13 protein-coding genes and 1 other RNA gene are annotated in these 21610 nt (G+C 61.7%); 5 read left to right on the top strand and 9 right to left on the bottom strand.

Features of this window, described 5'->3' with window-relative positions:
• Positions 1-51 precede the first annotated feature (51 nt).
• Entirely contained in the window at positions 52-2118 is a 2067-nt protein-coding gene (dnaX, locus tag ACLEJR_RS01820) for a DNA polymerase III subunit gamma/tau (protein WP_440811820.1), read from the bottom strand.
• 143 nt (positions 2119-2261) lie between these two features.
• Here dnaX and ACLEJR_RS01825 point away from each other — a divergent pair, with 143 nt between their 5' ends.
• A complete protein-coding gene (locus ACLEJR_RS01825; protein ID WP_440799246.1) occupies positions 2262-3038 on the top strand; it encodes a substrate-binding periplasmic protein in 777 nt (258 codons plus the stop codon).
• Here ACLEJR_RS01825 and ACLEJR_RS01830 read toward each other — a convergent pair.
• Positions 2990-4732 carry a putative bifunctional diguanylate cyclase/phosphodiesterase gene (locus tag ACLEJR_RS01830; RefSeq protein WP_440811822.1) on the bottom strand — a complete coding sequence of 581 codons (1743 nt, stop codon included), beginning with the start codon at positions 4730-4732 and terminating at the stop codon, positions 2990-2992. The genes ACLEJR_RS01825 and ACLEJR_RS01830 overlap by 49 nt on opposite strands.
• A 330-nt stretch (positions 4733-5062) precedes the next feature.
• Here ACLEJR_RS01830 and ACLEJR_RS01835 point away from each other — a divergent pair, with 330 nt between their 5' ends.
• Complete coding sequence (locus ACLEJR_RS01835) at positions 5063-5377, top strand: helix-turn-helix domain-containing protein (RefSeq protein WP_440799250.1); 315 nt, start codon at positions 5063-5065, stop codon at positions 5375-5377.
• 104 nt (positions 5378-5481) lie between these two features.
• On the opposite strand, the gene ACLEJR_RS01840 is transcribed toward ACLEJR_RS01835, so the two are convergent.
• The 7 genes from ACLEJR_RS01840 to ACLEJR_RS01870 all read right to left on the bottom strand — a co-directional run bounded on the left by ACLEJR_RS01840 (position 5482) and on the right by ACLEJR_RS01870 (position 16427).
• A complete protein-coding gene (locus ACLEJR_RS01840) occupies positions 5482-6132 on the bottom strand; it encodes a Pr6Pr family membrane protein (protein WP_440811824.1) in 651 nt (216 codons plus the stop codon).
• Positions 6133-6382: 250 nt separating this feature from the next.
• Positions 6383-6479: signal recognition particle sRNA small type (ffs, locus tag ACLEJR_RS01845), an RNA gene on the bottom strand.
• A 732-nt stretch (positions 6480-7211) separates the two neighbouring features.
• Positions 7212-8372, bottom strand: a complete 1161-nt coding sequence (locus ACLEJR_RS01850) for a zinc-binding metallopeptidase family protein (protein ID WP_440799254.1) — start codon at positions 8370-8372, stop codon at positions 7212-7214.
• Positions 8373-8616: 244 nt separating this feature from the next.
• Positions 8617-10974: an NAD-dependent DNA ligase LigA gene (gene ligA, locus ACLEJR_RS01855; protein WP_440799256.1), complete on the bottom strand. Its 2358-nt coding sequence runs from the start codon at positions 10972-10974 to the stop codon at positions 8617-8619.
• A gap of 250 nt (positions 10975-11224) precedes the next feature.
• Positions 11225-12067, bottom strand: coding sequence for a cell division protein ZipA (gene zipA / locus ACLEJR_RS01860; protein ID WP_440799258.1), 843 nt, complete (start codon positions 12065-12067; stop codon positions 11225-11227).
• Between the two features lie 210 nt (positions 12068-12277).
• On the bottom strand, positions 12278-15766 hold the full coding sequence (gene smc / locus ACLEJR_RS01865) for a chromosome segregation protein SMC (protein WP_440811827.1): 3489 nt from the start codon (positions 15764-15766) through the stop codon (positions 12278-12280).
• Position 15767: 1 nt separating this feature from the next.
• The gene (locus tag ACLEJR_RS01870) at positions 15768-16427 is read right to left on the bottom strand and encodes a GntR family transcriptional regulator (protein ID WP_440811828.1); all 660 of its coding nucleotides are present in this window, start codon (positions 16425-16427) and stop codon (positions 15768-15770) included.
• 366 nt (positions 16428-16793) lie between these two features.
• Between ACLEJR_RS01870 and xdhA the strand changes: the two genes are divergently transcribed.
• The 3 genes from xdhA (at position 16794) to xdhC (ending at position 21599) form a co-directional block, all read left to right on the top strand.
• A complete protein-coding gene (xdhA, locus tag ACLEJR_RS01875; protein ID WP_440811831.1) occupies positions 16794-18248 on the top strand; it encodes a xanthine dehydrogenase small subunit in 1455 nt (484 codons plus the stop codon).
• Positions 18241-20640: a xanthine dehydrogenase molybdopterin binding subunit gene (xdhB, locus tag ACLEJR_RS01880; RefSeq protein ID WP_440811833.1), complete on the top strand. Its 2400-nt coding sequence runs from the start codon at positions 18241-18243 to the stop codon at positions 20638-20640. Before xdhA ends, xdhB begins: the two co-directional genes overlap by 8 nt.
• Positions 20641-20762: 122 nt before the next feature.
• Positions 20763-21599: a xanthine dehydrogenase accessory protein XdhC gene (xdhC, locus tag ACLEJR_RS01885; RefSeq protein WP_440811835.1), complete on the top strand. Its 837-nt coding sequence runs from the start codon at positions 20763-20765 to the stop codon at positions 21597-21599.
• Positions 21600-21610: the final 11 nt, after the last annotated feature.

The raw sequence follows: 21610 nt of genomic DNA on the forward strand, positions 1-21610 counted from the left end.
AAAGTACGTGGATAAACACCGCGCCCGGCCCATATGGCCCGGCGCTTTCAGTTATGAGCCCTGGGTGACCGGGGCCTCGACAGGTTCGATAGTATCGTGGCGGACCACCGCACCGAACTGCTGCATCATCTGCTGGATGAACGGATCACTGTGGATCGACTCCTCGGCCTCGCGCTGGCGGTCGGCACGACGCCGGGAGGCCGCCTGGGCCGGGGTCTCCTGCTCAGGCTTGATCAACTCGATGCTCAGCGTCAGGGTGCGCTGATGGTACTGGTTCAGCGCGTCGTTGAGACGCCGCTGTTGGGTCGCGTTGAACAGCGCGCTGTGGGCCGGGTCCAGGTGCAACAGCCAATGGTCGCCTTCTACCGAGATCAGCGTGCAGTTGGCGGCAATGCTGCCGGTCATGCCGGTGATCGGCAGCTTCGGGAACAATTCCAGCCATTGCAGGGCCAACCCGGTGGCCGGCATCGCCGCCGGTTCCGGCTCGGGCTCCGGCGCTGGCTCGGCGGCGTGCTCACTGGCGAGGTCGTCGAGATAGCTGTACGCCGAATCCATGTCTGGCTCAATGTAGTCCTCGTCCAGCGGCGGCTCGTCGTCCAGGTCCATGCCCGGCGTGGCATGCTCGACCTCGGCCACCGTCGGCTCGGGCACGGGTGCGGCAACCCACTCCGGCGCATCGGGCACCACGCTGTCAGGCGTCGGCAGCGGCATCGGCGGCAACTCTGGCTGCTCGGCAATGGTTTCCAATACAGGCTCTACCGCCGGTTGCTGGATAACCTCGGGCTCGACCGGGTCGTTCCAGGGCAGATCGATGACCTCCGCCACGACAGGCTCGGATACTGTGTCAACGCAAGGCTCGGGCTCGGGCTCAAGGCCGGGCTCCGGCTCAGGCGCAACAACAGCCGCCGGCGCTACCGGGGCCGTAGCCACTGCCGGCGCAACCACGGGCGCGGCAGCCACTGGCCTGGCGGAATCAGCTGTGGCCTGGCTGATCCCCACTGGCTTTAGCGCCTGCCTCGGCGCGTCCGCCGTATCGGCCGGTCGGAACGCCAGCATGCGCAGCAGGACCATTTCGAAGCCGCCCCGCGGATCCGGAGCCAGCGGCAGGTCGCGACGGCCGATCAGGCCCATCTGGTAGTAGAATTGCACATCCTCGGCTGGCAGCGCCCGGGCCAGGGCCAATACCCGGTCGCGATCACCGTGGCCGTTGTCGACACCCTCCGGCAAGGCCTGGGCGATGGCGACCCGGTGCAGCACGTTGAGAATCTCCGAGAGCACGCCATTCCAGTCCGGGCCCTGTTCGGCCAGGTGCCGCACGGCTTCGAGCAACGCCTTGGCGTCGCCTTCGATCAGCGCGTGCAGGACGTCATAGACCTGGCCGTGGTCCAGGGTACCGAGCATCGCCCGTACATCAGCGGCCATGACCTTGCCTTCGCCGAAGGCAATGGCCTGGTCGGTCAGGCTCATGGCGTCGCGCATCGAACCATCGGCGGCGCGGCCCAGCAGCCACAGCGCGTCGTCTTCGAACGGGACATTCTCGACGCCCAGCACATGGGTCAAATGCTCGACGACCCGCTCCGGCGTCATGTTCTTCAGGGAGAATTGCAGGCAGCGCGACAAAATCGTTGCCGGAAGTTTCTGCGGATCGGTGGTCGCCAGGATGAACTTGACGTAGGGCGGCGGTTCTTCGAGGGTCTTGAGCAGCGCATTGAAGGAGTGGCTGGAAAGCATGTGCACTTCGTCGATCAGGTAGACCTTGAAGCGCCCACGGCTCGGCGCGTACTGCACGTTATCGAGCAATTCGCGGGTATCTTCGACCTTGGTGCGGCTGGCGGCGTCGATCTCGATCAGGTCGACGAAGCGCCCTTCATCGATTTCCCGGCAGACCGAACACTCACCGCACGGCGACGAAGTGATACCGGTTTCACAGTTCAGGCATTTGGCAATGATGCGCGCAATGGTGGTCTTGCCCACGCCACGAGTACCGGTGAACAAATACGCATGGTGCAGCCGCTGGCTGTCCAAGGCATTGATCAGAGCCTTGAGCACATGGGTCTGGCCGACCATTTCGCGGAACGAGCGCGGGCGCCATTTACGTGCAAGAACCTGATAACTCATCGAAAACCGTCGCCACTGGAAAGCAGAAGCGGCTAATGCTAGCGGAGCAGGGGCGAAATTGCATCCGGTGTGCTCGTCTAATCTGACTAAGATGGGTTCAGCAATTGGGTTGTCGACAGGGTTTTGCACAGTCAGGAGAGTGTATGCGTTCGGCGATGGGGGCATTGTTATTACTGGGGACAGGTTGTTTTGCCGAATGTTTTGCCGAAGAAATGCCGTTGCGAATCGCCGTGACCGATGGCTGGGCCATGCCCATGGTGCAGATCGAACGGGGCCGGCCGACCCAGGGCATCATTCCCGATCTCCTCGTCAGCCTGGCGACTCAGGTCGGGATGCCGGCCCAGTTCCATGTCCTGTCCCGCGCCCGGCTGGACGGGGCGATGAAACACGGGGAAGTCGACATGCGCTGCTATGTCAGCCCGGCCTGGGTGAGTGACCGGGATGATTATCTGTGGAGCGGCCCGCTGTTCTTCCAGCGCGACCTGCTGGTCGGCGCGCCAGGCACGCCGTCGAAAGTAGTGCCTGCGATGCTGGGGCAACAACCCATCGGCACCGTGCTCGGCTATAGCTACCCGACATTGCAGTCCCTGTTCGATAACGGCCAACTGCGTCGCGACGATGCCCGCAGCCAGGAGCAGGTGCTGGCAAAATTGCTGGCCGGCCGCTATCGCTATGGCGTGTCCAATCAATGGGCACTGGACTGGTTCAACCAACGGCATAGCGCCGACCAGCAACTGCATCCAGTGGCCGTTCTGCAAGAACAGGAGCTGAGCTGCTATATACGCAACGACCCGAACATTCCGGCGCAGCGCATATTGCAAACCTTGTCCGACATGAAGGCATCGGGGGAAATCGACGCGATCATCCAGCTCTACACCGGCCGCGATACCGAGTCCGGGGCTGGCGCCCGCTCGCCCTGAACAACAGCGCGTTGCTGCCATTGCGGCGGCGCAACGTACCCGGTGGCCCAACCAGGCACTTGCTCGGCAGGCATCGGGCGAGCGATGAAATAACCTTGGGCGATCTCGCATCCCAGGCGCAGCAGCAGTTGGCCATGCTCCAGGCTGTCCAGGCCCTCGGCTACCACTGCGCGGCCAAACGCCCGTGCCAGGCCAATGACAGCTTCGGTCAGGGCCAGGTCATCCTGATCCTTGAGAATATCGCGGACAAAGGTCTTGTCGATCTTGATGGTTTGCGTACGCAGGTGCTTGAGGTCATTGAGGGAACAGTGGCCGGTGCCGAAGCCACCCAGTGAAAATCCCACGCCCAAGGCCTGGCACGCTTGCAGGCAGGCGCTGACATGCGCGAGATTTTCCACGGCGACGGATTCGACGATCTGCAGATCCAGCATGCGCGGCGACACGCTCGGGTGGCGTTCCAGCACCTGCTGCAACCGCTCGACAAAGTCGGTGCGCTGAAAATGGCGGGCCGAAATGTTGATACTTACCGGCCAGCCCTGCCCCGCCTGTTGCCAGCGCTGCAACTGGGTCATGACCTGCTCCATGACCCACTCGCCGATCTCGACGATCAGGTCGGTCTGCTCCACCAACGGAAGGAATTCCCGTGGCGGTACCAGGCCACGCTGCGGATGACGCCAGCGCAGCAACGCCTCGAGACCGACCACGCTGCCGTTGCGCATATTCACCTTGGGCTGGAAATGCAGCCGCAACTCGTCATCGGCCAATGCCTGGCGGACCCGTTCGACGGACTGGTACGTGGCCCGCACCTCTTTGTCCCGAGACACATCGAACACATGGAAGCGGTTGCGACCACTCTGCTTGGCCACGTACATCGCCTGGTCGGCGTGACGCAACAGAGTCTCGGCATCCTCGTTGTCCCAGGGATGCAGCGTGACGCCGATGCTGGCGAAGACCTTGATGGTTTTACCGTCGATGGCATAGGGCATCGAGACAGCAATCAACACACGGTTCAACGCGCCGTGCAATTCCTCCTGCCCCCGCACATGGCGCAACACCAGCACGAACTCATCCCCCGCCAGCCGCGCCACCACATCCTCGCCTCGCACAATACTGCGCAGGCGCCGGGCGACTTCAATCAGCAGTCGATCACCGGTAGCGTGACCATGACTGTCGTTCACGGCTTTGAAACCGTCGAGGTCGAGCATGCACACCGCCAGGGGAAAGTTTTCCACCCGGGAAAACTCCAGGGCCTGATCCAGAAGCTCCGACAGATAAGTGCGATTTGGCAAGCCGGTCAGCATGTCGTGCCCGACCTGCCATTGCAGTGAATGCAGCAACCGGCGCTTTTCGCTGACATCGAAGCGAATCGCCAGGTAACGCTCGATGAGCCCGGTGACATCATCGATGACCGGTACCAATGTCGTATCGACCCAATGCAGCGTCCCGTCCTTGGCTCGATTGCAGATCTCGCCTTTCCAGATCTGTCCCAGGGTAATGGTGCGCCACATGGCGCTGAAGAACTCTGAAGGGTGCTGCCCTGAATTGAGCAGGCGATGGTTACCCCCCAGCAGCTCGTCGCGCCGGTAGCCGAAAAGCTGACAGAACTGGTCGTTGACGTAAGTGATCCGCCCGTCCAGGTCGGTTTCCGAGAAAATCGCGGCGGCGTCAACGGCTCTGCGGTACTTCTTATCCATCGAAGCGGTCATCCATGAGTCAGGCCCATTTGTCGCACGCGGTTGCTATCTCCCGAGAGAGACGAAATCAACAGGGCTCAGACACTTGAAACGTGTAAGACACGGATCCGACCGGTTTAATCAGCAGGCCAGGCTGGGGCCGGGTGTCTTTCATTCATGACAGACCCAACCTTTTCATCTTTCTGGCGTCTGAAATACGTCACCAAACACCCGTGCCAAAGGCCGATTCTACGAAACGCATCACATTTTGCAAAGCAAGGTGATGGAACATGCGGTTGCCTAATGCAAAAATCTATCGTTAAGTTCTTGATTCTAAATGGGAATTGAGCGATGCAAATTTCAAGCTTGGGTACAGCCATCAGACGCTACCGTAAAGTAGCCGGGCTGACTCAGGCTGAACTTGGCGAAAAAACCGGTTTTGACCCCAAAACCATCAGCCGCTTCGAAACCGGCGCCTACATCCCCAGCATCGAAGCCTTGTGCCTCCTTGCCAAGGTGCTGGATGTGCAGATGAAAGCCTTTTTCGCCGACATGAGCGATGAAGACGAACAGCGAGCGTACCTGTTCAACGTCATCCATAAAGCCATGCCGAAGGACCTGGGGAAGCTGATCGCGGCGGTAGACCAAGCACTTTCCAAGTCTTGAGATCGATAAAAGACCGGTGGAGCGAGCCTGCTCCGGGCGGCGATCCGACGATAGCGGCATGCCAACCGACGTGACTTCCAGCTGAAGTACTGCGACGCGGACAGTCAGCGCTCCCCTTTCGCCCGATCCACCGCAATCACCACCAGCGACACTACCACGAACCCCACCAGCACCATCAAGGCGTTGACCAGTACTTGCGAATAACCCAGCCCGTTCACGTCTATGAAAGGATAGGGATAGGAGTCGACCAGGTAACCGCGTACCAGCGCATAGATGAAATAAGCCAGCGGATAAAGCAACCACGGCCAGACATTACTCCAGCGCAGCCCCTTGGGCACGCAGAACCACCAATAAACGACGAACACGATGGGCATCACGTCGTGCAGCAACTCGTCGGCCAGCCACTGCAGGCCCTGGGGATCCCACACATCGCGCAACAGCAGGTTGTAGGCCAGCCCGACCAGGACGATGGCAGCGGCCACGCCGCCTTGGGTCGAGATCCGCAGGAAAAAGCGCCGCAACGCCGAATCCCCCGTCGTCGCTGCATAGGTCAGCACCACTGCCACCAGGATGTTGGTCAGCACCGTGAAGTAACTGAAAAAGATATCCAACCCGCCCAGCAGACTCTTCTCGCCGTGCCAGCGCGACATCAGGATCAGGTAGAGCTGGAGCAGCAAGGCAAACCAACCCAGCGCCGCCGCGATCTTTACAGCCGAGCCACCCCTGCCTTGCGTTAACACCATGTCGTCGCTCATCACGCTGCCCTCCGGCTACGTGGCAGCTGCGACTGCGAAGTGCCAAAGATTGGCACTCATGAAACAGGCTGCCTGTCGAGCAGACCGTAGGAGGGATCGATATTGAGATCTACTGTCAGAAATGACAGAGCCGATCAACGGTCGTGATCATGCGTTCCGACCGACAGGTTTCTATCGCTCGGGCTGACATTTCAAGAATTTTTTTGAGAGATACCCATCGAGGACCGATGAGTCAGCGTTATGGAGGCAACCCCACCAGCCACACCCCGGCACACAATGTTCCCGCTGTGGCTGCTTCCTTCCGGATCTGACCAGGTTCACGGGTAATCGTTGCGGGGGGACCGATGGGGTCACCATAACGACGCACGCCTGACGGCGAGCCGCGCCATTGTACCTATCTGACAAGAAGTTACAACCGTTCGCGGCGGATTAAAAAACCGAAGATGTTCAAGCACTTGTCATGGGAGCAGGACGAATCGAGCAGGGACGGGGCTAACCGCGCCCCTGCTCCCACAGCGAACAAAATGATGCGGCCCGGTTACGTCGCGAGCATTACCGACCCGTCAAGACGAAGTACTACAAACGACTACCGGACAGAACGGACCATAGGCGCCAGTGGTTGCCTGGGTCCGGACCTGGACATTGAAAGAAACCGGTCGAACGCTGCCACTGACGCTTATCTCATGGCGATACCAACCACGACTGTCCGGTCGCACCCTCGTTGCAGGGACAGATTGCACCTGCCCCGTCGCCACTGCCGATACCCGGAACGTGTGAGCGGCAACCTGGTCGGGCCGAACGTTATCCGGGATCTGCCAGGCCAATATGATTGTGTAACGAGTTTGTCCAGCCTGGGAAAGGCGGCGCGGGGCATTGGGAACTACTGACGTCTTATCAAGCTCTTCGTGTTTCATAACATCTTCCTTAATGAATTGGCCATCATCCATGGCGGCCTCATGGTAACGGAGAAGCTCAAACACGAAACGCCATCAAACAAACGGAATCAATTTTCACTGAGAAGCCAGTAGTGGGAACACCGACTACGGGACCGACGACTCAGACATTCTCCGCCGGAAAAATCACAACAACACCTCATCCGCCCGTCCCCCCTCTTCCTGAATCACCAAGTGAATGAAATGCAGCTTGGTAATCACCGCCGCCGGCAGGACAAAAGGATAAAAATCCGGCTGGCCCATGCTGCGGGACAGTTCGTTGAGCATGCCAGCCAGTTCGATCCAGGCGTTGACGAAGGACAGGAATGCAGCGCCGCCGACGTGTTCCGGGTCGAACAGGGTCTGGGGAGGAAACGGCTGGTAGTCGAAATCCAATTCCCGGGCGCTCATGCCAAAACCCAGGGCGGTATCCACCGCATCCATCATGTGCAGGTAGTGCGCCCAGGTTTCGGCCCAGTCTTCCCAAGGGTGCATGGTGGCGTAGGCGCTGACGTATCGGGTTTGCCAATCCTGCGGGGCGCCTTGCTGGTAGTGCCGCTGCAAGGCCTCGGAATAACTGGCGCGCTCGTCGCCGAACAAGCCGCGAAACGCGTCGAGCCAGTGGCTGTTGGCGATCAGCCGATCCCAATAATAGTGCCCAACCTCATGCCGAAAATGCCCGAGCAAGGTGCGATACGGCTCGCGCATCTGCTGGCGCACATGTTCGCGGTGGGCATCGTCGGCCTCCTGGATGTCCAGGGTAATCAGGCCGCTGGCATGGCCCGTGGTCGGCGGTTTGCCGTCGGGGTCGGCCCCGATGAAATCGAACGCCAGGCCGGTGTCTTCATCGACGGTTTTCGGAATGACCGGCAACCCCAGGGTAATCAATTGCGCCACCAGCCGGCGTTTGGCGGTTTCGACCTTGCGCCAGCGTTCAGGGTTTTCCGGGATCGACAGGTCGGGAATGGTGCGGTTCAGGCGACAGGCGATGCACAAGGTCTCGTGCTCGTTGGCCGGCAGCAGCCAGTTGCACGCCGCCGGCATGTCGAGGTTGGCGCAGCGGCGAAACAGCCCGGCCTCGGGGTCGACGTCCAATGTCCAGGTGCCAGGCTGGTTGCCCGGTTGCAGGGACGACAAGCGACTTTCCTGCGGCTGATAGCCCAGCATCGCCAGACAGGCCAGGCACTGGCTGTTGCGGAAGAACAGGGACTGACCGCAACGACACGGCCAGACCTTGCTGTTACGCGAACGATCCCCCAGGAAAGGGGCGGCAATGCGCGAACTCAGTTGTTCGAAGAACCGGTACATGGCGATCTCTCCCTGGAGTCTGCAAGACTAGATCGTTGCCACTTCTCGTTCGTTCCCAAAACCGGCACTGCAAACAACCGTGGCGAGGGAGCTTGCTCCCGCTCGGCGGCGCAGCCGTCGTAAAACCGGTTGGCGCGGTATGCCTGGATATATGTGCGGTCCCGATTGGGGCGGCTGCGCCGCCCAGCGGGAGCAAGCTCCCTCGCCACAAGAGGCCTGGGCAATGCCAGGGAATGTCCCGCGCCTAGACCGTTATGCCATGCCCGCCCAAAAACGCGACAAAGGCTTCTTCATCCAACACCTTGACGCCCAGCTCGTTAGCCTTGGTCAGCTTCGAGCCCGCGCCCGGCCCGGCCACCACGCAGTGGGTCTTCGCCGACACGGAACCGGCCACCTTGGCCCCGAGACTCTCCAGCTTGTCCTTGGCGACGTCGCGACTCATCAGTTCCAGCGAACCGGTCAGCACCCAGGTGTGCCCGGCCTCGGGCAGGCCTTCGACGACTTTCTTTTCGCTCTGCCAGTGCATGCCGAAATCGCGTAGCTGTTGCTCCGCGGCCTCGGCCTGCTGGCGATTGGCTTCGACGGCGAAGAACTCGCGAACAGCGTTGGCCTGTTTCTCCGGCAGCGCCTGACGCATGTCCAGCCAGTCAGCACTCATGACTGCTTCGAGTGAGCCGAACTTGTCCGCCAGCTTCTGCGCCCCACCCGGTCCGACCGAAGGAATATTCAGTTTGTCGAGGAAACCGCCCAGAGTGGTGCTGGCGGAGAACTCGGCGCCCAACTCGCCCTGGTCCTGGATCTCCAGGCCATGGCGCAGCAGGTCCTTGATCACCTGACGGTTATGCGGGTCCTCAAAGAAACTGTGGATCTCGTGAGCCACTTCCAGGCCGACGTCCGGCAAGTAGGTGAGCACTTGCGGCAACGCCGCCTGCACCCGTTCCAGCGACCCCAGGGAGCGAGCCAGGACCTTGGCGGTTTCCTCACCGACGTCCGGGATGCCCAGGGCGTAGATGAAGCGCGCCAGGCTCGGCTGCTTGCTGTCGACGATGGCCGCCAGCAGATTCCTGCTCGACAGTTCGGCAAACCCCTCCAGGTCTACCACCTGCTCGAAAGTCAGGGCGTACAAGTCGGCAGGCGAGCCCACCAGGCCCTCATCGACCAACTGCTCGACGCTCTTCTCGCCCAAACCTTCGATGTCCATGGCCCGGCGCGAGACGAAATGAATGATCGCCTGCTTGAGTTGCGCACCGCAGGCCAGGCGCCCGACGCAGCGGTACACCGCGCCTTCGCTGACCGTCTCGCGGCCCTTGCTGCGCTTGATCAACTGCGTGCGTTCCACATGGGAGCCACAGACCGGGCACTGCTGTGGCACGTGCACGACGCGAGCGTTTTGCGGACGGCGTTCGGTGACCACTTGTACCACTTGCGGGATCACATCCCCGGCACGGCGGATGATTACCGTGTCGCCGATCATCAGGCCCAGACGCGCCACTTCGTCCATGTTGTGCAGCGTGGCGTTAGCCACGGTCACCCCGGCGACTTTCACTGGCTTCAGGCGCGCCACGGGCGTGACCGCGCCGGTACGACCGACTTGGAACTCGACATCGAGCAATTCGGTGAGCTCTTCGCTGGCCGGGAATTTATGAGCGATCGCCCAGCGCGGCTCCCGGGCGCGGAAGCCCAGTTCGCGCTGGGAGGCGATGCTGTTGACCTTGAACACGACGCCATCGATTTCATAGGGCAGCGCGTTGCGCCGCTCGCCGATGTCGCGGTAATAATCCAGGCACTCATCGATGCCGTGGGCCAGCTTCAGTTCGCGGCTGATGGGCATGCCCCAGGCCTTGAGCTGCTTGAGGTTGCCGATGTGCGTATCGGCGATGTCCGCCGTGACCTGACCGATGCCGTAGCAGCAGAATTCCAACGGTCGGTTGGCGGTGATCCGCGAGTCCAGCTGGCGCAGGCTGCCGGCGGCCGCGTTGCGCGGGTTGGCGAAGGTCTTGCCGCCCGCCTCCAGCTGCGTGGCGTTGAGACGCTCGAAACCGGCCTTGGACATGTACACCTCGCCGCGCACCTCCAACAGCGGCGGCCAGCCGCTGCCCTGGAGCTTGAGGGGGATGTTGCGCACGGTGCGCACGTTGACACTGATGTCTTCGCCGGTGGTGCCGTCACCACGGGTCGCACCGCGCACCAGCAGACCGTCCTGGTACAACAGGCTCACCGCCAGGCCGTCGAGTTTCGGCTCGCAGCTGTACTCCACCGCCGCGCCACCGCCCAGCAAGTCGCCCAGCGGCAGGTCGAGGCCTTCGGTCACCCGGCGGTCGAATTCGCGCATCGTGGTTTCGTCGAAAGCGTTACCCAGGCTGAGCATCGGAATCTCATGGCGCACCTGACTGAACGCCGACAGTGCCATGCTACCGACCCGCTGGGTCGGCGAATCGCTGGTCACCAGTTCCGGATGCTGCTCTTCCAGCGCCTTGAGTTCGTGGAACAGGCGGTCGTACTCGGCGTCCGGGATACTCGGTTCGTCGAGAACGTGATAGCGGTAGTTGTGCTGATCCAGCTCGGTGCGCAGCTCTAGGATGCGGGTTTCGACGGCATTCATAGGTGTTCTCTCATAAAGCAAAAGAGCAGCCGAGGCTGCTCAATTTCTAATCTCATCGGCAAGTCGAACCTGGACCGGCCGAATGCAGAACCTGTGGCGAGGGAGCTTGCTCCCGCTGGGTCGCGGAGCGACCCTGATTCCGATCTCAACATCCGATCTCAACTATGGCATGAAACCGTCAGGGGCTGCTGCGCAGCCCAGCGGGAGCAAGCTCCCTCGCCACAAAAAAGCTCCTCGCCTGTTGGCAGCCTCAGCGCTTCTGGGTCAGTGCCCGGCGCTCGAACTCGACGATGCGCTGGCGATAATGCTCGATGGTCTGGGCGGTCAGAACGCTGCGCTGGTCATCCTTCAGTTCGCCGTTGAGCTCCTGGGACAGCTTGCGCGCCGCGGCCACCATCACGTCAAAGGCCTGCTTGGGATGACGCGGGCCAGGCAAACCGAGGAAGAAGCTCACCGCCGGAGTGCTGAAATGATCGATGTCGTCCAGGTCGAACACGCCAGGCTTGACCGCGTTGGCCATGGAAAACAGCACCTCGCCATTACCCGCCATGCTTTCGTGACGATGGAAAATATCCATCTCGCCGAAACGAAGGCCGCTTTCCAGGATGTTCTGCAGCAGCGCCGGGCCCTTGAAGCCGGCCGGATCGCGGCAGATCACGCTGATGACCAGCACTTCTTCAGCCTGGGCCTGGTCTCTGTCGGCGCTCGAAGTTTTATTCTCATCCGGGAAGTCGTCGCGACTGCTGAAGCTCGGGCCGCCGTCCAGGTCCAGGTTCAGGTTGAGGTCGCCCTGAGACGGCTCGCTGCCGCGCTTGCCGCGTTTGGAGCCGGACTCGCGCGGCTCGCGCACCGGCGCGCTCACCGACGGCAAGTCGTGCTCATCCAGCTGCGGCTCCTTGTGGGTTTCCAGCACGCGGGGCGGGCCCAGCAGTTCGGCATTGCCATCGTCATCGGGCAGGTTCGACAGGCTGCGATCCAGGCGAAACTTGAGTTTGCCCTTGCCGCCGCGCATGCGACGCCAGCCATCGAAAAGAATACCGGCAATGACAATGATGCCGATGACGATCAGCCACTCGCGCAGACCGATTTCCATGTAATCCCGTGCCTCTATAAAAATGCTGAAAAATAAGGGGTTTAGCTAATTGCAAACCGCTTTAAAACGTGGCGCCAACTCTATGTTCTGAATGGCCTTTTGCCCACGCACAGAAAAAAATTGTTCTTAAACTAGCATGACCGACAGCCACAAGCTACAAGCGGCAAGCCACCGGATCGAAACTAGGTCGCCTTGAAGTCGCCACCGGCGTCAGGCGTCCACCATCGCCATGGCCTCCTCCACATCCACCGCCACCAGTCGTGAGCAACCCGGTTCATGCATGGTCACGCCCATCAGCTGATCAGCCATTTCCATGGCAATCTTGTTGTGGGTGATATAGATGAATTGCACCGTTTCAGACATTTCCTTCACCAGCCGCGCGTAACGGCCTACGTTAGCGTCGTCCAAAGGTGCGTCGACTTCGTCGAGCATGCAGAACGGCGCCGGGTTCAGCTTGAAGATGGCGAACACCAGGGCCAGGGCCGTCAGTGCCTTCTCGCCACCGGAAAGCAAATGAATAGTGCTGTTTTTCTTTCCAGGAGGACGCGCCATGATTGTCACCCCTGTATCGAGTAGATCTTCGCCCGTCAGTTCCAAGTAAGCGCTACCACCTCCGAAAACTTTCGGGAAAAGTGCCTGCAAACCGCCGTTGATCTGATCAAAGGTATCCTTGAAGCGGTTGCGGGTTTCCTTGTCGATCTTGCGGATAACGTTTTCCAGAGTCTCCAGGGCCTCCACCAGATCGTCATTCTGGGCGTCCAGATAACGCTTGCGCTCGGATTGCTGCTGGTACTCATCGATGGCGGCCAGGTTGATGGCACCCAGGCGCTGAATGCGCTGGGCAATGCGTTCGAGCTCGTCCTCGGCGTCTTTTTCATTCGCTCCGGCCACCAAAGTAGCCAGCACGCCATTGAGGTCGTAGCCGTCTTCCTGTAACTGGTCCTGCAAGGCCTTGCGGCGTACCGTCAGTGCCTGCCATTCCATGCGTTGCTGTTCCATCTGGCCGCGAATCAGTTGCGATTGCTGCTCGGCCTGGCTGCGGCGCTTCTCGGCGTCGCGCAGTTCGCGATCAGCGTCTTCCAGGGCAATTTGCGCGGTCTTGAGTTCCTCATCGACGCTCATGCGTTTATCGAGCAGTTCTTCGAGCTTGAGGCGCAATTCCTCCAGCGGTGCCTCGCCCTCCTCCAGATTGAGGCTTAACTGTTCGCGCTTTTCGGTCAGGCGCTCGGACTGCATTTCCAGTCGTTCCAGCGCTTGGCGCGTGGAGTCGTACTGCGCCTTGAGCGAGCCCAGGCGCACCGCCAACTGGTGGGCATGATCCTTGTGTTGCCGGGCTTCCTGACGCACCCGGTCGAGGCGCTCACGCAGGCTGTCGCGCTGGGCCAGCAGCAGCTCACGCTGCTCGGTGTCCAGCGCCATCGCGTCGAGAGCTTCCTGCAATTGCAGGCGCGCCTCGCCGATCTGTTCGTGCTCCAGCGCCCGCTGTTCGCCCAACTCGGCGATTTCTTCATCGAGGCGCGTACGGCGCAGCGCCAGTTGTTCGACCTTGGCCTTGCCGGCCGATAACTGCGCCTTGAGTTCGCCTTGCTGGCGCGCTTCGTCCTGCAACAGCCGACGCAAATGCTCGCGACCATTCTCCTGTTGACGCTGTTGCGCCCGCAGGTTCTGCAATTCGGATTCGAGGGCTTCGACGCTGGCCTCGCGTTCTTCGCGTTCTTCGCCCAGGCGCTGGATCTCCTGACCACGGGCGAGCATGCCGCTCTCGGCCTCGCTGGCCCGGCGCACGCGCAGGAAATGCCGGCCGAGCCAATAACCGTCACGGCTGATCAGGCTTTCACCCACCGCCAGTTGCCCGCGCAAGGCCAGCGCCTGTTCGAGACTTTCCACTGGTTTGACCTGCCCCAGCCAGGGCGACAGATCGACCTGAGCCTCGACCTTGTCCAGCAGGCTGCCCGGCACTCGCACGCCGTCGCCCGCCGGACTGAGCAGACGCAGGTCGCCCTGGGTGAAACCCGACAGGTCGAAGCCCGCGAAATCGTCCACCAGCACCGCTTGCAGGTCGGCGCCCAGCACGGTTTCCACCGCCAGCTCCCAGCCGGCATCGACTTTCAGGCCTTCGGCCAGCCGCGGACGTTCGGCCAGATGCTGGTCCCGCAGCCATTCGGCAGTGCCAGTGCCGGGGTCCAGCGCCGCCTGTTGCAAGGCTTCCAGCGAAGCCAGACGCCCATTGAGCCGCTGCAACTCGCCCTGGGCCTGCTGCTGGTTGTGCAAAGCCGCTTGCAAGGCCTGGCGCAACTGCTCCAGGCGTTCGACCTGGGCGTCCTCACTGGCCTGCAAGTCTTCGAGCGTGGCCTCGCTCGCCGCCAATTGCTCACTCAAGTCCAGAATCGCCGCATCTTCCGGGTCCGCTGCCAGCAGCGCACGCTCCTCGGCCAGGCGACGCTGACGTTCGGCCAGGCGCTCCATGCTGGTTTCCAACTGCTGGATGCGTGACTGCTGGACTTCAGCCTGACGCCGCGGCTCGGCCGAGGTCAGGTTGAAACTGTCCCATTGCTCCTGCCAGCCGTGCATGGTCAGCTCGGCCTCTTCCAGGGCTGCGGCGGCCTCCTCGGCGGCGGCACTGGTGATTTCCTGTTCCGGCGTGAGCCGCTCCAGCTCTTCACCCAGGGTCAACAACAACGTGCGATCGTGGCCTAGGTGGGATTCGGTTTCCAGACGCGCCCGCTCGGCTTCCTTTAGATCATCCTGCAACTGGCGCAAGCGTTGTTGGCCGTGCTGGATGCTCTGCTCGACCCGGGCAATGTCGCCCCCCACCGAATAGAAGCGCCCCTGCACCAGATTGAAGCGTTCGGACAGGTCATGGTGCCCATCGCGCAGGCGCTCGATGGCGGCGTCCGCATTGCGCTGTTCGGCGACCAAGGCTTCGAAACTGACCTCCTGGTTGCCGATGATCGCCTCGCGCTGGCCGACCTGCTCGTTCAGCGCCTGCCAACGCAAGGCCGAGAGCTGGGCCTTGAGCTGGCGCTCCTCGGCCTTGTATTCCTGATACTTCTTCGCGGACTCAGCCTGGCGGTGCAGGCGCTCAAGCTGGCGCTCGAGTTCTTCGCGCAGGTCGGTCAGGCGCGCCAGGTTCTCGTGGGTGCGGCGGATACGGTTTTCCGTTTCCCGGCGCCGTTCCTTGTATTTGGAAATGCCCGCGGCTTCTTCGATGAAGTTGCGCAGGTCCTCGGGCTTGGCTTCGATCAGCTTGGAGATCATGCCCTGCTCGATAATCGAGTAGCTGCGTGGGCCGAGGCCGGTGCCGAGGAAAATATCGGTGATGTCGCGGCGCCGGCATTTGGCGCCGTTAAGGAAATAACTGTTCTGGCTGTCGCGGGTGACTTTACGACGGATGGAAATTTCCGCGTAGGCCGCGTATTCGCCGACCAGGGTGCTGTCGGAGTTATCGAACACCAGTTCGATGCTGGCCTGGCTCACCGGCTTGCGGCTGGTGGAACCGTTGAAGATGACGTCGGTCATCGACTCGCCGCGCAGGTTCTTCGCCGAACTCTCGCCCATGACCCAGCGCACGGCGTCGATGATGTTCGACTTGCCGCAACCGTTGGGCCCGACCACGGCCGCCATGTTACTGGGGAAGTTCACCGTCGTCGGGTCGACGAAGGACTTGAACCCCGCCAGCTTGATGCACTTGAGTCGCACGTCAGGCCTTCTTCAGGGCAGAAACCACCAGATCGCAACTGCGCTGGGCATAGGCCGTCAGCACGCTGCGGATCTGCGGAAAATCACGGGCCAGCACGGCGGCGAGCAGGCGCTGGAACAACTCCAGGTACTCGTTCATTTCCGCCTTGCGCTGCTCCAGGGCCAGGAAGTAAGCGCGGCTCATGGCCGGCTGCAGGTTCTCGACGGTCTCCTGCAAGTACGGGTTATTGGCAAACGGATAGGCGGCGCGCATCACGCTGAAGCTTTCATCGACGAAGGTACGGATGTCCTGGCGTGCGTAGGCGTCCTTGAGGCGCTGCTGGATCGCCACGAACGGCGCCATGTCGGCGGTATCGCGCCAGCCCTGGGCGACGGCGTTGCCCAACAGGATGTACAGCTCGCTCATCAGCGTGCACAGGCTGCGCACGTTGTGTTCGGTGAGTTCGGTGACGTGGGCGCCACGGCGCGGCAGGATCGCGATCAGGTGGCGTCGTTCCAGGATCAGCAGGGCCTCGCGGACCGAACCGCGGCTGACGTTGAGCGCCAGGGTGACCTTCTGCTCCTGGATGCGCTCGCCCGGCTTCATCTCGCCGCGAATGATGCGCTCGGCCAGGTAATGGGCGATTTGCTCGGCGAGGCTGTCCGGGGCCTTGAACGTCATGGATTTCCTTCAAACTCTTCGATTTGCACAAGCGGCGCAGTGTAGCGCACTCGATACGTCATGGCGCAGGGCCTGCACTGGGTTTTTGGCACGATATAAGCAAAAAAGCCCTCGTCCTGAACCGAAAACCTGTGGGAGCGAGCCTGCTCGCGATAGCGGTATGCCAGCCACCTCTGTATCGACAGACCGTCCGCTATCGCGAGCAGGCTCGCTCCCACAGAGAGTACATACTGACTAAATGAACACGCCAGTTGATCGACAAACCAAAATTTCCTGACCTTTAAGTCAGAAATTCATTGACCGAAAAGTCAGACCTGATAAATTCGGTCCACGTCGAACAACAATAATGAGTCTGCGAGGCCTTCCGTGATCCAGTTTTTACTTAACCAGGAACTCCGTAGCGAGCACGCCCTGGACCCGAACCTGACCGTACTCGATTATTTGCGCGAGCACGTGGGTAAATCCGGTACCAAAGAAGGTTGCGCCAGCGGCGACTGCGGTGCCTGCACGGTGGTGGTGGGTGAACTGCATGCCGACCATAATGGCCGCGAGAGGATCCGCTATCGCAGCCTCAATTCGTGTCTGACCTTCGTTTCGTCCCTGCACGGCAAGCAACTGATCACAGTCGAAGACCTCAGGCACCAGGGCCAGCTGCATAGCGTCCAGCAGGCGATGGTCGATTGCCACGGCTCGCAATGCGGCTTCTGCACACCCGGTTTTGTCATGTCGCTGTTCGCCCTGCAAAAGAACAGCGAGCACGCCGACGCCCACAAGGCCCACGAAGCCCTCGCCGGCAACCTGTGCCGCTGCACCGGCTACCGGCCGATCCTGGCCGCCGCCGAGCAGGCCTGCTGCGGCAAACAGCCCGACCAGTTCGACGCCCGCGAAGCCGAGACCATTGTCCGCCTCAAGGCCATCGCCCCGACCGAAACCGGTGAACTCAACAGCGGCGACAAACGCTGCCTGGTGCCGCTGACCGTGGCCGACCTGGCCGACCTCTACGACGCTTATCCGCAAGCGCGGCTACTGGCCGGCGGCACCGACCTGGCGCTGGAAGTCACTCAGTTGCACCGCACCCTGCCGGTGATGATCTATGTGGGCAATGTCGCCGAGCTCAAGCGCATCGAGCGTTTCGACGATCGCCTGGAAATCGGCGCCGCCACTGCGCTCTCCGATTGCTACGAAGCCCTGAAAGCCGAGTACCCGGACTTCGGCGAACTGTTGCAGCGCTTCGCTTCGTTGCAGATCCGCAACCAGGGCACCCTCGGCGGCAACATCGGCAACGCCTCGCCGATCGGCGACTCCCCGCCCCTGCTGATCGCCCTCGGCGCACAGATCGTGCTGTGCAAGGGCCAGACCCGGCGCATCCTCGCCCTGGAAGACTATTTCATCGACTACCGGATCACTGCCCGCCAGGAAAGCGAATTCATCGAGAAGATCATCGTGCCCCGGGCCAGCGCCGAGCAGGCGTTCCGCGCGTACAAGGTGTCCAAGCGCTTGGACGATGATATTTCTGCGGTGTGCGCGGCATTCAACTTGCGGATCGACAACGGCGTAGTCCGCGATGCCCGCGTGGCCTTTGGCGGCATGGCCGCGACGCCCAAGCGTGCCAAGCATTGTGAGGCGGTATTGATTGGCGCGCAGTGGAACGACAGCACGCTGGAACGCGCCTGCGTCGCACTGGCGGACGACTTCACCCCGCTGTCGGACTTTCGCGCCAGCAAGGAGTACCGCCTGCTCAGCGCCCGCAACCTGCTGCGCAAATACTTCATCGAACTGCAAACGCCGTACATCGAGACTCGGGTGACCGCTTATGTCTAACCATCACGCCGTAGAAAAGAGCCAAGCCGAACTGGCCGAGCTGTTCGCCCGCGACCTGACCACCGGCGTGGGCCGCAGCGTCAAGCATGACAGCGCCGCCAAGCATGTATCCGGCGAAGCGCAGTACATCGATGACCGCCTGGAATTTCCCAATCAGTTGCACGTCTATGCCCGGCTGTCGGACCGCGCCCATGCCCGGATCCTGCGCATCGATACCGCGCCGTGCTACGCCTTCGAAGGCGTGCGCATCGCCATTACTCATGAAGATATTCCAGGCCTCAAGGACATCGGGCCGTTGTTGCCGGGTGATCCATTGCTGGCAATCGATGATGTGCAGTTCGTCGGTCAACCGGTGCTGGCGGTCGCTGCCAAGGACCTGGAAACCGCACGCAAGGCGGCAATGGCGGCCATCGTCGAATATGAAGACCTGGAACCGGTGCTGGATGTGGTCGAAGCCCTGCGCAAGCGGCACTTCGTGCTCGACAGCCACACCCATCAACGCGGTGATTCGGCCGCAGCACTGGCAAGCGCCGAGCATCGAATCCAGGGCTCGCTGCACATCGGCGGCCAGGAGCATTTTTACCTGGAAACCCAGATTTCCTCGGTGATGCCCACCGAAGATGGCGGCATGCTGGTCTTTTGCTCGACCCAGAACCCCACCGAAGTGCAGAAGCTGGTGGCCGAGGTGCTGGGCGTATCCATGAACAAGGTCGTGGTGGACATGCGGCGCATGGGCGGCGGCTTCGGCGGCAAGGAAACCCAGGCCGCCAGCCCGGCGTGCCTGTGCGCGGTGATCGCGCACCTCACCGGCCAGCCGACCAAAATGCGCCTGCCCCGGGTCGAAGACATGCTGATGACCGGCAAGCGCCACCCGTTCTACATCGAGTACGACGTCGGTTTCGACAGCACCGGCCGCTTGCACGGCATCGCCCTGGAATTGGCCGGCAACTGTGGTTGTTCGCCGGACCTGTCGGCCTCGATCGTCGACCGGGCGATGTTCCACGCCGACAACGCTTATTACCTGGGCGACGCGACCATCAACGGTCACCGCTGCAAGACCAACACCGCGTCGAACACCGCCTACCGTGGTTTCGGCGGCCCCCAGGGCATGGTCGCCATCGAAGAGGTGATGGACGCCATCGCCCGGCACCTGGGGCTCGATCCACTGGCCGTGCGCAAAGCCAACTACTACGGCAAGACCGAGCGCAACGTCACCCATTACTACCAGACCGTCGAGCACAACATGCTCGAAGAGATGACCGCCGAACTGGAGGCCAGCAGCCAATACGCCGAGCGCCGCGAAGCGATTCGTCGCTACAACGCAGGCAGCCCGATCCTGAAAAAGGGCCTGGCCCTGACGCCGGTGAAGTTCGGCATTTCGTTCACCGCCAGCTTCCTGAATCAGGCCGGTGCGTTGATCCACATCTATACCGACGGCAGCATCCACCTGAACCACGGCGGCACCGAGATGGGCCAGGGCCTCAACACCAAGGTCGCGCAAGTGGTTGCCGAAGTGTTCCAAGTGGAAATGGATCGGGTGCAGATCACCGCGACCAACACCGACAAAGTGCCGAACACTTCGCCGACCGCGGCCTCCAGCGGCGCCGACCTGAATGGCAAGGCCGCGCAGAATGCTGCCGAAACCATCAAGCGGCGCCTGGTGGAATTCGCCGCTCGCCAGTACAAGGTCAGCGAAGAAGACGTGGAATTCCACAACGGCCATGTGCGGGTGCGCGATCACATTCTGACCTTCGAGGCGCTGGTGCAACAGGCGTATTTCGCCCAGGTCTCGCTGTCGAGCACCGGCTTCTACAAGACCCCGAAAATCTACTACGACCGCAGCCAGGCCCGTGGCCGGCCGTTCTACTACTACGCCTTTGGCGCCGCGTGCGCCGAGGTCATCGTCGACACCCTCACCGGCGAGTACAAGATGCTGCGCACCGACATCCTCCATGACGTCGGCGCCTCGCTGAACCCGGCCATCGACATCGGCCAGGTCGAAGGCGGCTTTATCCAGGGCATGGGCTGGCTGACCATGGAAGAGCTGGTGTGGAACGACAAGGGCAAGCTGATGACCAATGGCCCGGCCAGCTACAAGATCCCGGCCGTGGCCGACATGCCGCTGGACCTGCGGGTCCGGCTGGTGGAAAACCGCAAGAACCCGGAAGACACGGTGTTCCACTCCAAGGCCGTGGGCGAACCGCCGTTCATGCTCGGCATCGCCGCGTGGTGCGCCATCAAGGACGCCGTGGCGAGTCTGGGGGATTACCGACACCAGCCGAAGATCGATGCTCCGGCGACACCGGAGCGGGTGTTGTGGGGGTGTGAGCAGATGCGTGGGTTGAAGGCGGTCAAGGCTGAGGAAGCTGAAGTCGAAGTGACTTCGCTCTAGACCGCGGCGCGGCCGATCGCGAGCAAGCTCGCTCCCACAGGGTATTTGGAACACCGATCCAATGTGGGAGCGAGCCTGCTCGCGATGAGGCCGGAACAGACAAAAGAGATGTCGAGGTGAACATGTACAACTGGATCAGCGCCCTCGCCGACCTGCAAACCCGCGGCGAACCCTGCGTGCTGGTGACAATCATCGAAGAGCTCGGCTCCACCCCACGCAATGCCGGTTCGAAAATGGTCATCAGCGCCAGCCAGACCTTCGACACCATCGGTGGCGGACATCTGGAATACAAGGCCATGGAGATCGCCCGGCAAATGCTCGCCAGCGGCCAGCAGAACACCCATCTGGAGCGCTTCAGCCTCGGCGCCAGCCTGGGCCAGTGCTGCGGCGGCGTCACAGTGCTGCTGTTCGAACCGATGGGCCAGGTGCAAGCACAAATTGCCGTGTTTGGCGCCGGCCATGTCGGCCGGGCGCTGGTGCCACTGTTGGCGAGCCTGCCGTGTCGCGTGCGCTGGATCGACTCGCGGGAAAGCGAGTTTCCCGAACAGATGCCCCACGGCGTGCACAAGATCATCAGCGAAGAACCGCTGGATGAGGTCGATGAGTTGCCTGCGGGCAGTCACTGCATCGTCATGACCCACAACCATCAGCTGGACCTGGAACTGAGCGCGGCGATCCTCAAGCGCAACGATTTCGCCTACTTCGGCCTGATCGGTTCCAGGACCAAACGGGTCAAGTTCGAACACCGCCTGCGCGATCGTGGTTTCGACAGCGCCACCTTGCAACGCATGCGTTGCCCGATGGGCATCGGCGAAGTCAAAGGCAAGCTGCCTGTGGAAATCGCCATCTCTATCGCCGGCGAAATCATCGCCACCTATAACGCAGATTTCGGCCAGCACAGCTCACGCGCCGAACCCATTGCCAAGCTGCTGCCGGCTTCACGCCGCAGCCAGCGTTGACACTTCAATCG

This window comes from Pseudomonas sp. SMN5 (assembly GCF_052041925.1).
GTDB lineage: Bacteria > Pseudomonadota > Gammaproteobacteria > Pseudomonadales > Pseudomonadaceae > Aquipseudomonas.

What these genes read in the sequence shown, in the direction of transcription:
- xdhC (WP_440811835.1), top strand. Translation starts at nt 20,763, where the DNA reads ATGTACAACTGGATCAGCGCCCTCGCCGACCTGCAAACCCGCGGCGAA.
- ACLEJR_RS01825 (WP_440799246.1), top strand. Translation starts at nt 2,262, where the DNA reads ATGCGTTCGGCGATGGGGGCATTGTTATTACTGGGGACAGGTTGTTTT.
- ACLEJR_RS01850 (WP_440799254.1), bottom strand. Translation starts at nt 8,372, where the DNA reads ATGTACCGGTTCTTCGAACAACTGAGTTCGCGCATTGCCGCCCCTTTC.
- zipA (WP_440799258.1), bottom strand. Translation starts at nt 12,067, where the DNA reads ATGGAAATCGGTCTGCGCGAGTGGCTGATCGTCATCGGCATCATTGTC.
- ligA (WP_440799256.1), bottom strand. Translation starts at nt 10,974, where the DNA reads ATGAATGCCGTCGAAACCCGCATCCTAGAGCTGCGCACCGAGCTGGAT.
- ACLEJR_RS01840 (WP_440811824.1), bottom strand. Translation starts at nt 6,132, where the DNA reads ATGAGCGACGACATGGTGTTAACGCAAGGCAGGGGTGGCTCGGCTGTA.
- ACLEJR_RS01835 (WP_440799250.1), top strand. Translation starts at nt 5,063, where the DNA reads ATGCAAATTTCAAGCTTGGGTACAGCCATCAGACGCTACCGTAAAGTA.
- dnaX (WP_440811820.1), bottom strand. Translation starts at nt 2,118, where the DNA reads ATGAGTTATCAGGTTCTTGCACGTAAATGGCGCCCGCGCTCGTTCCGC.
- ACLEJR_RS01830 (WP_440811822.1), bottom strand. Translation starts at nt 4,732, where the DNA reads ATGGATAAGAAGTACCGCAGAGCCGTTGACGCCGCCGCGATTTTCTCG.
- xdhB (WP_440811833.1), top strand. Translation starts at nt 18,241, where the DNA reads ATGTCTAACCATCACGCCGTAGAAAAGAGCCAAGCCGAACTGGCCGAG.
- ACLEJR_RS01870 (WP_440811828.1), bottom strand. Translation starts at nt 16,427, where the DNA reads ATGACGTTCAAGGCCCCGGACAGCCTCGCCGAGCAAATCGCCCATTAC.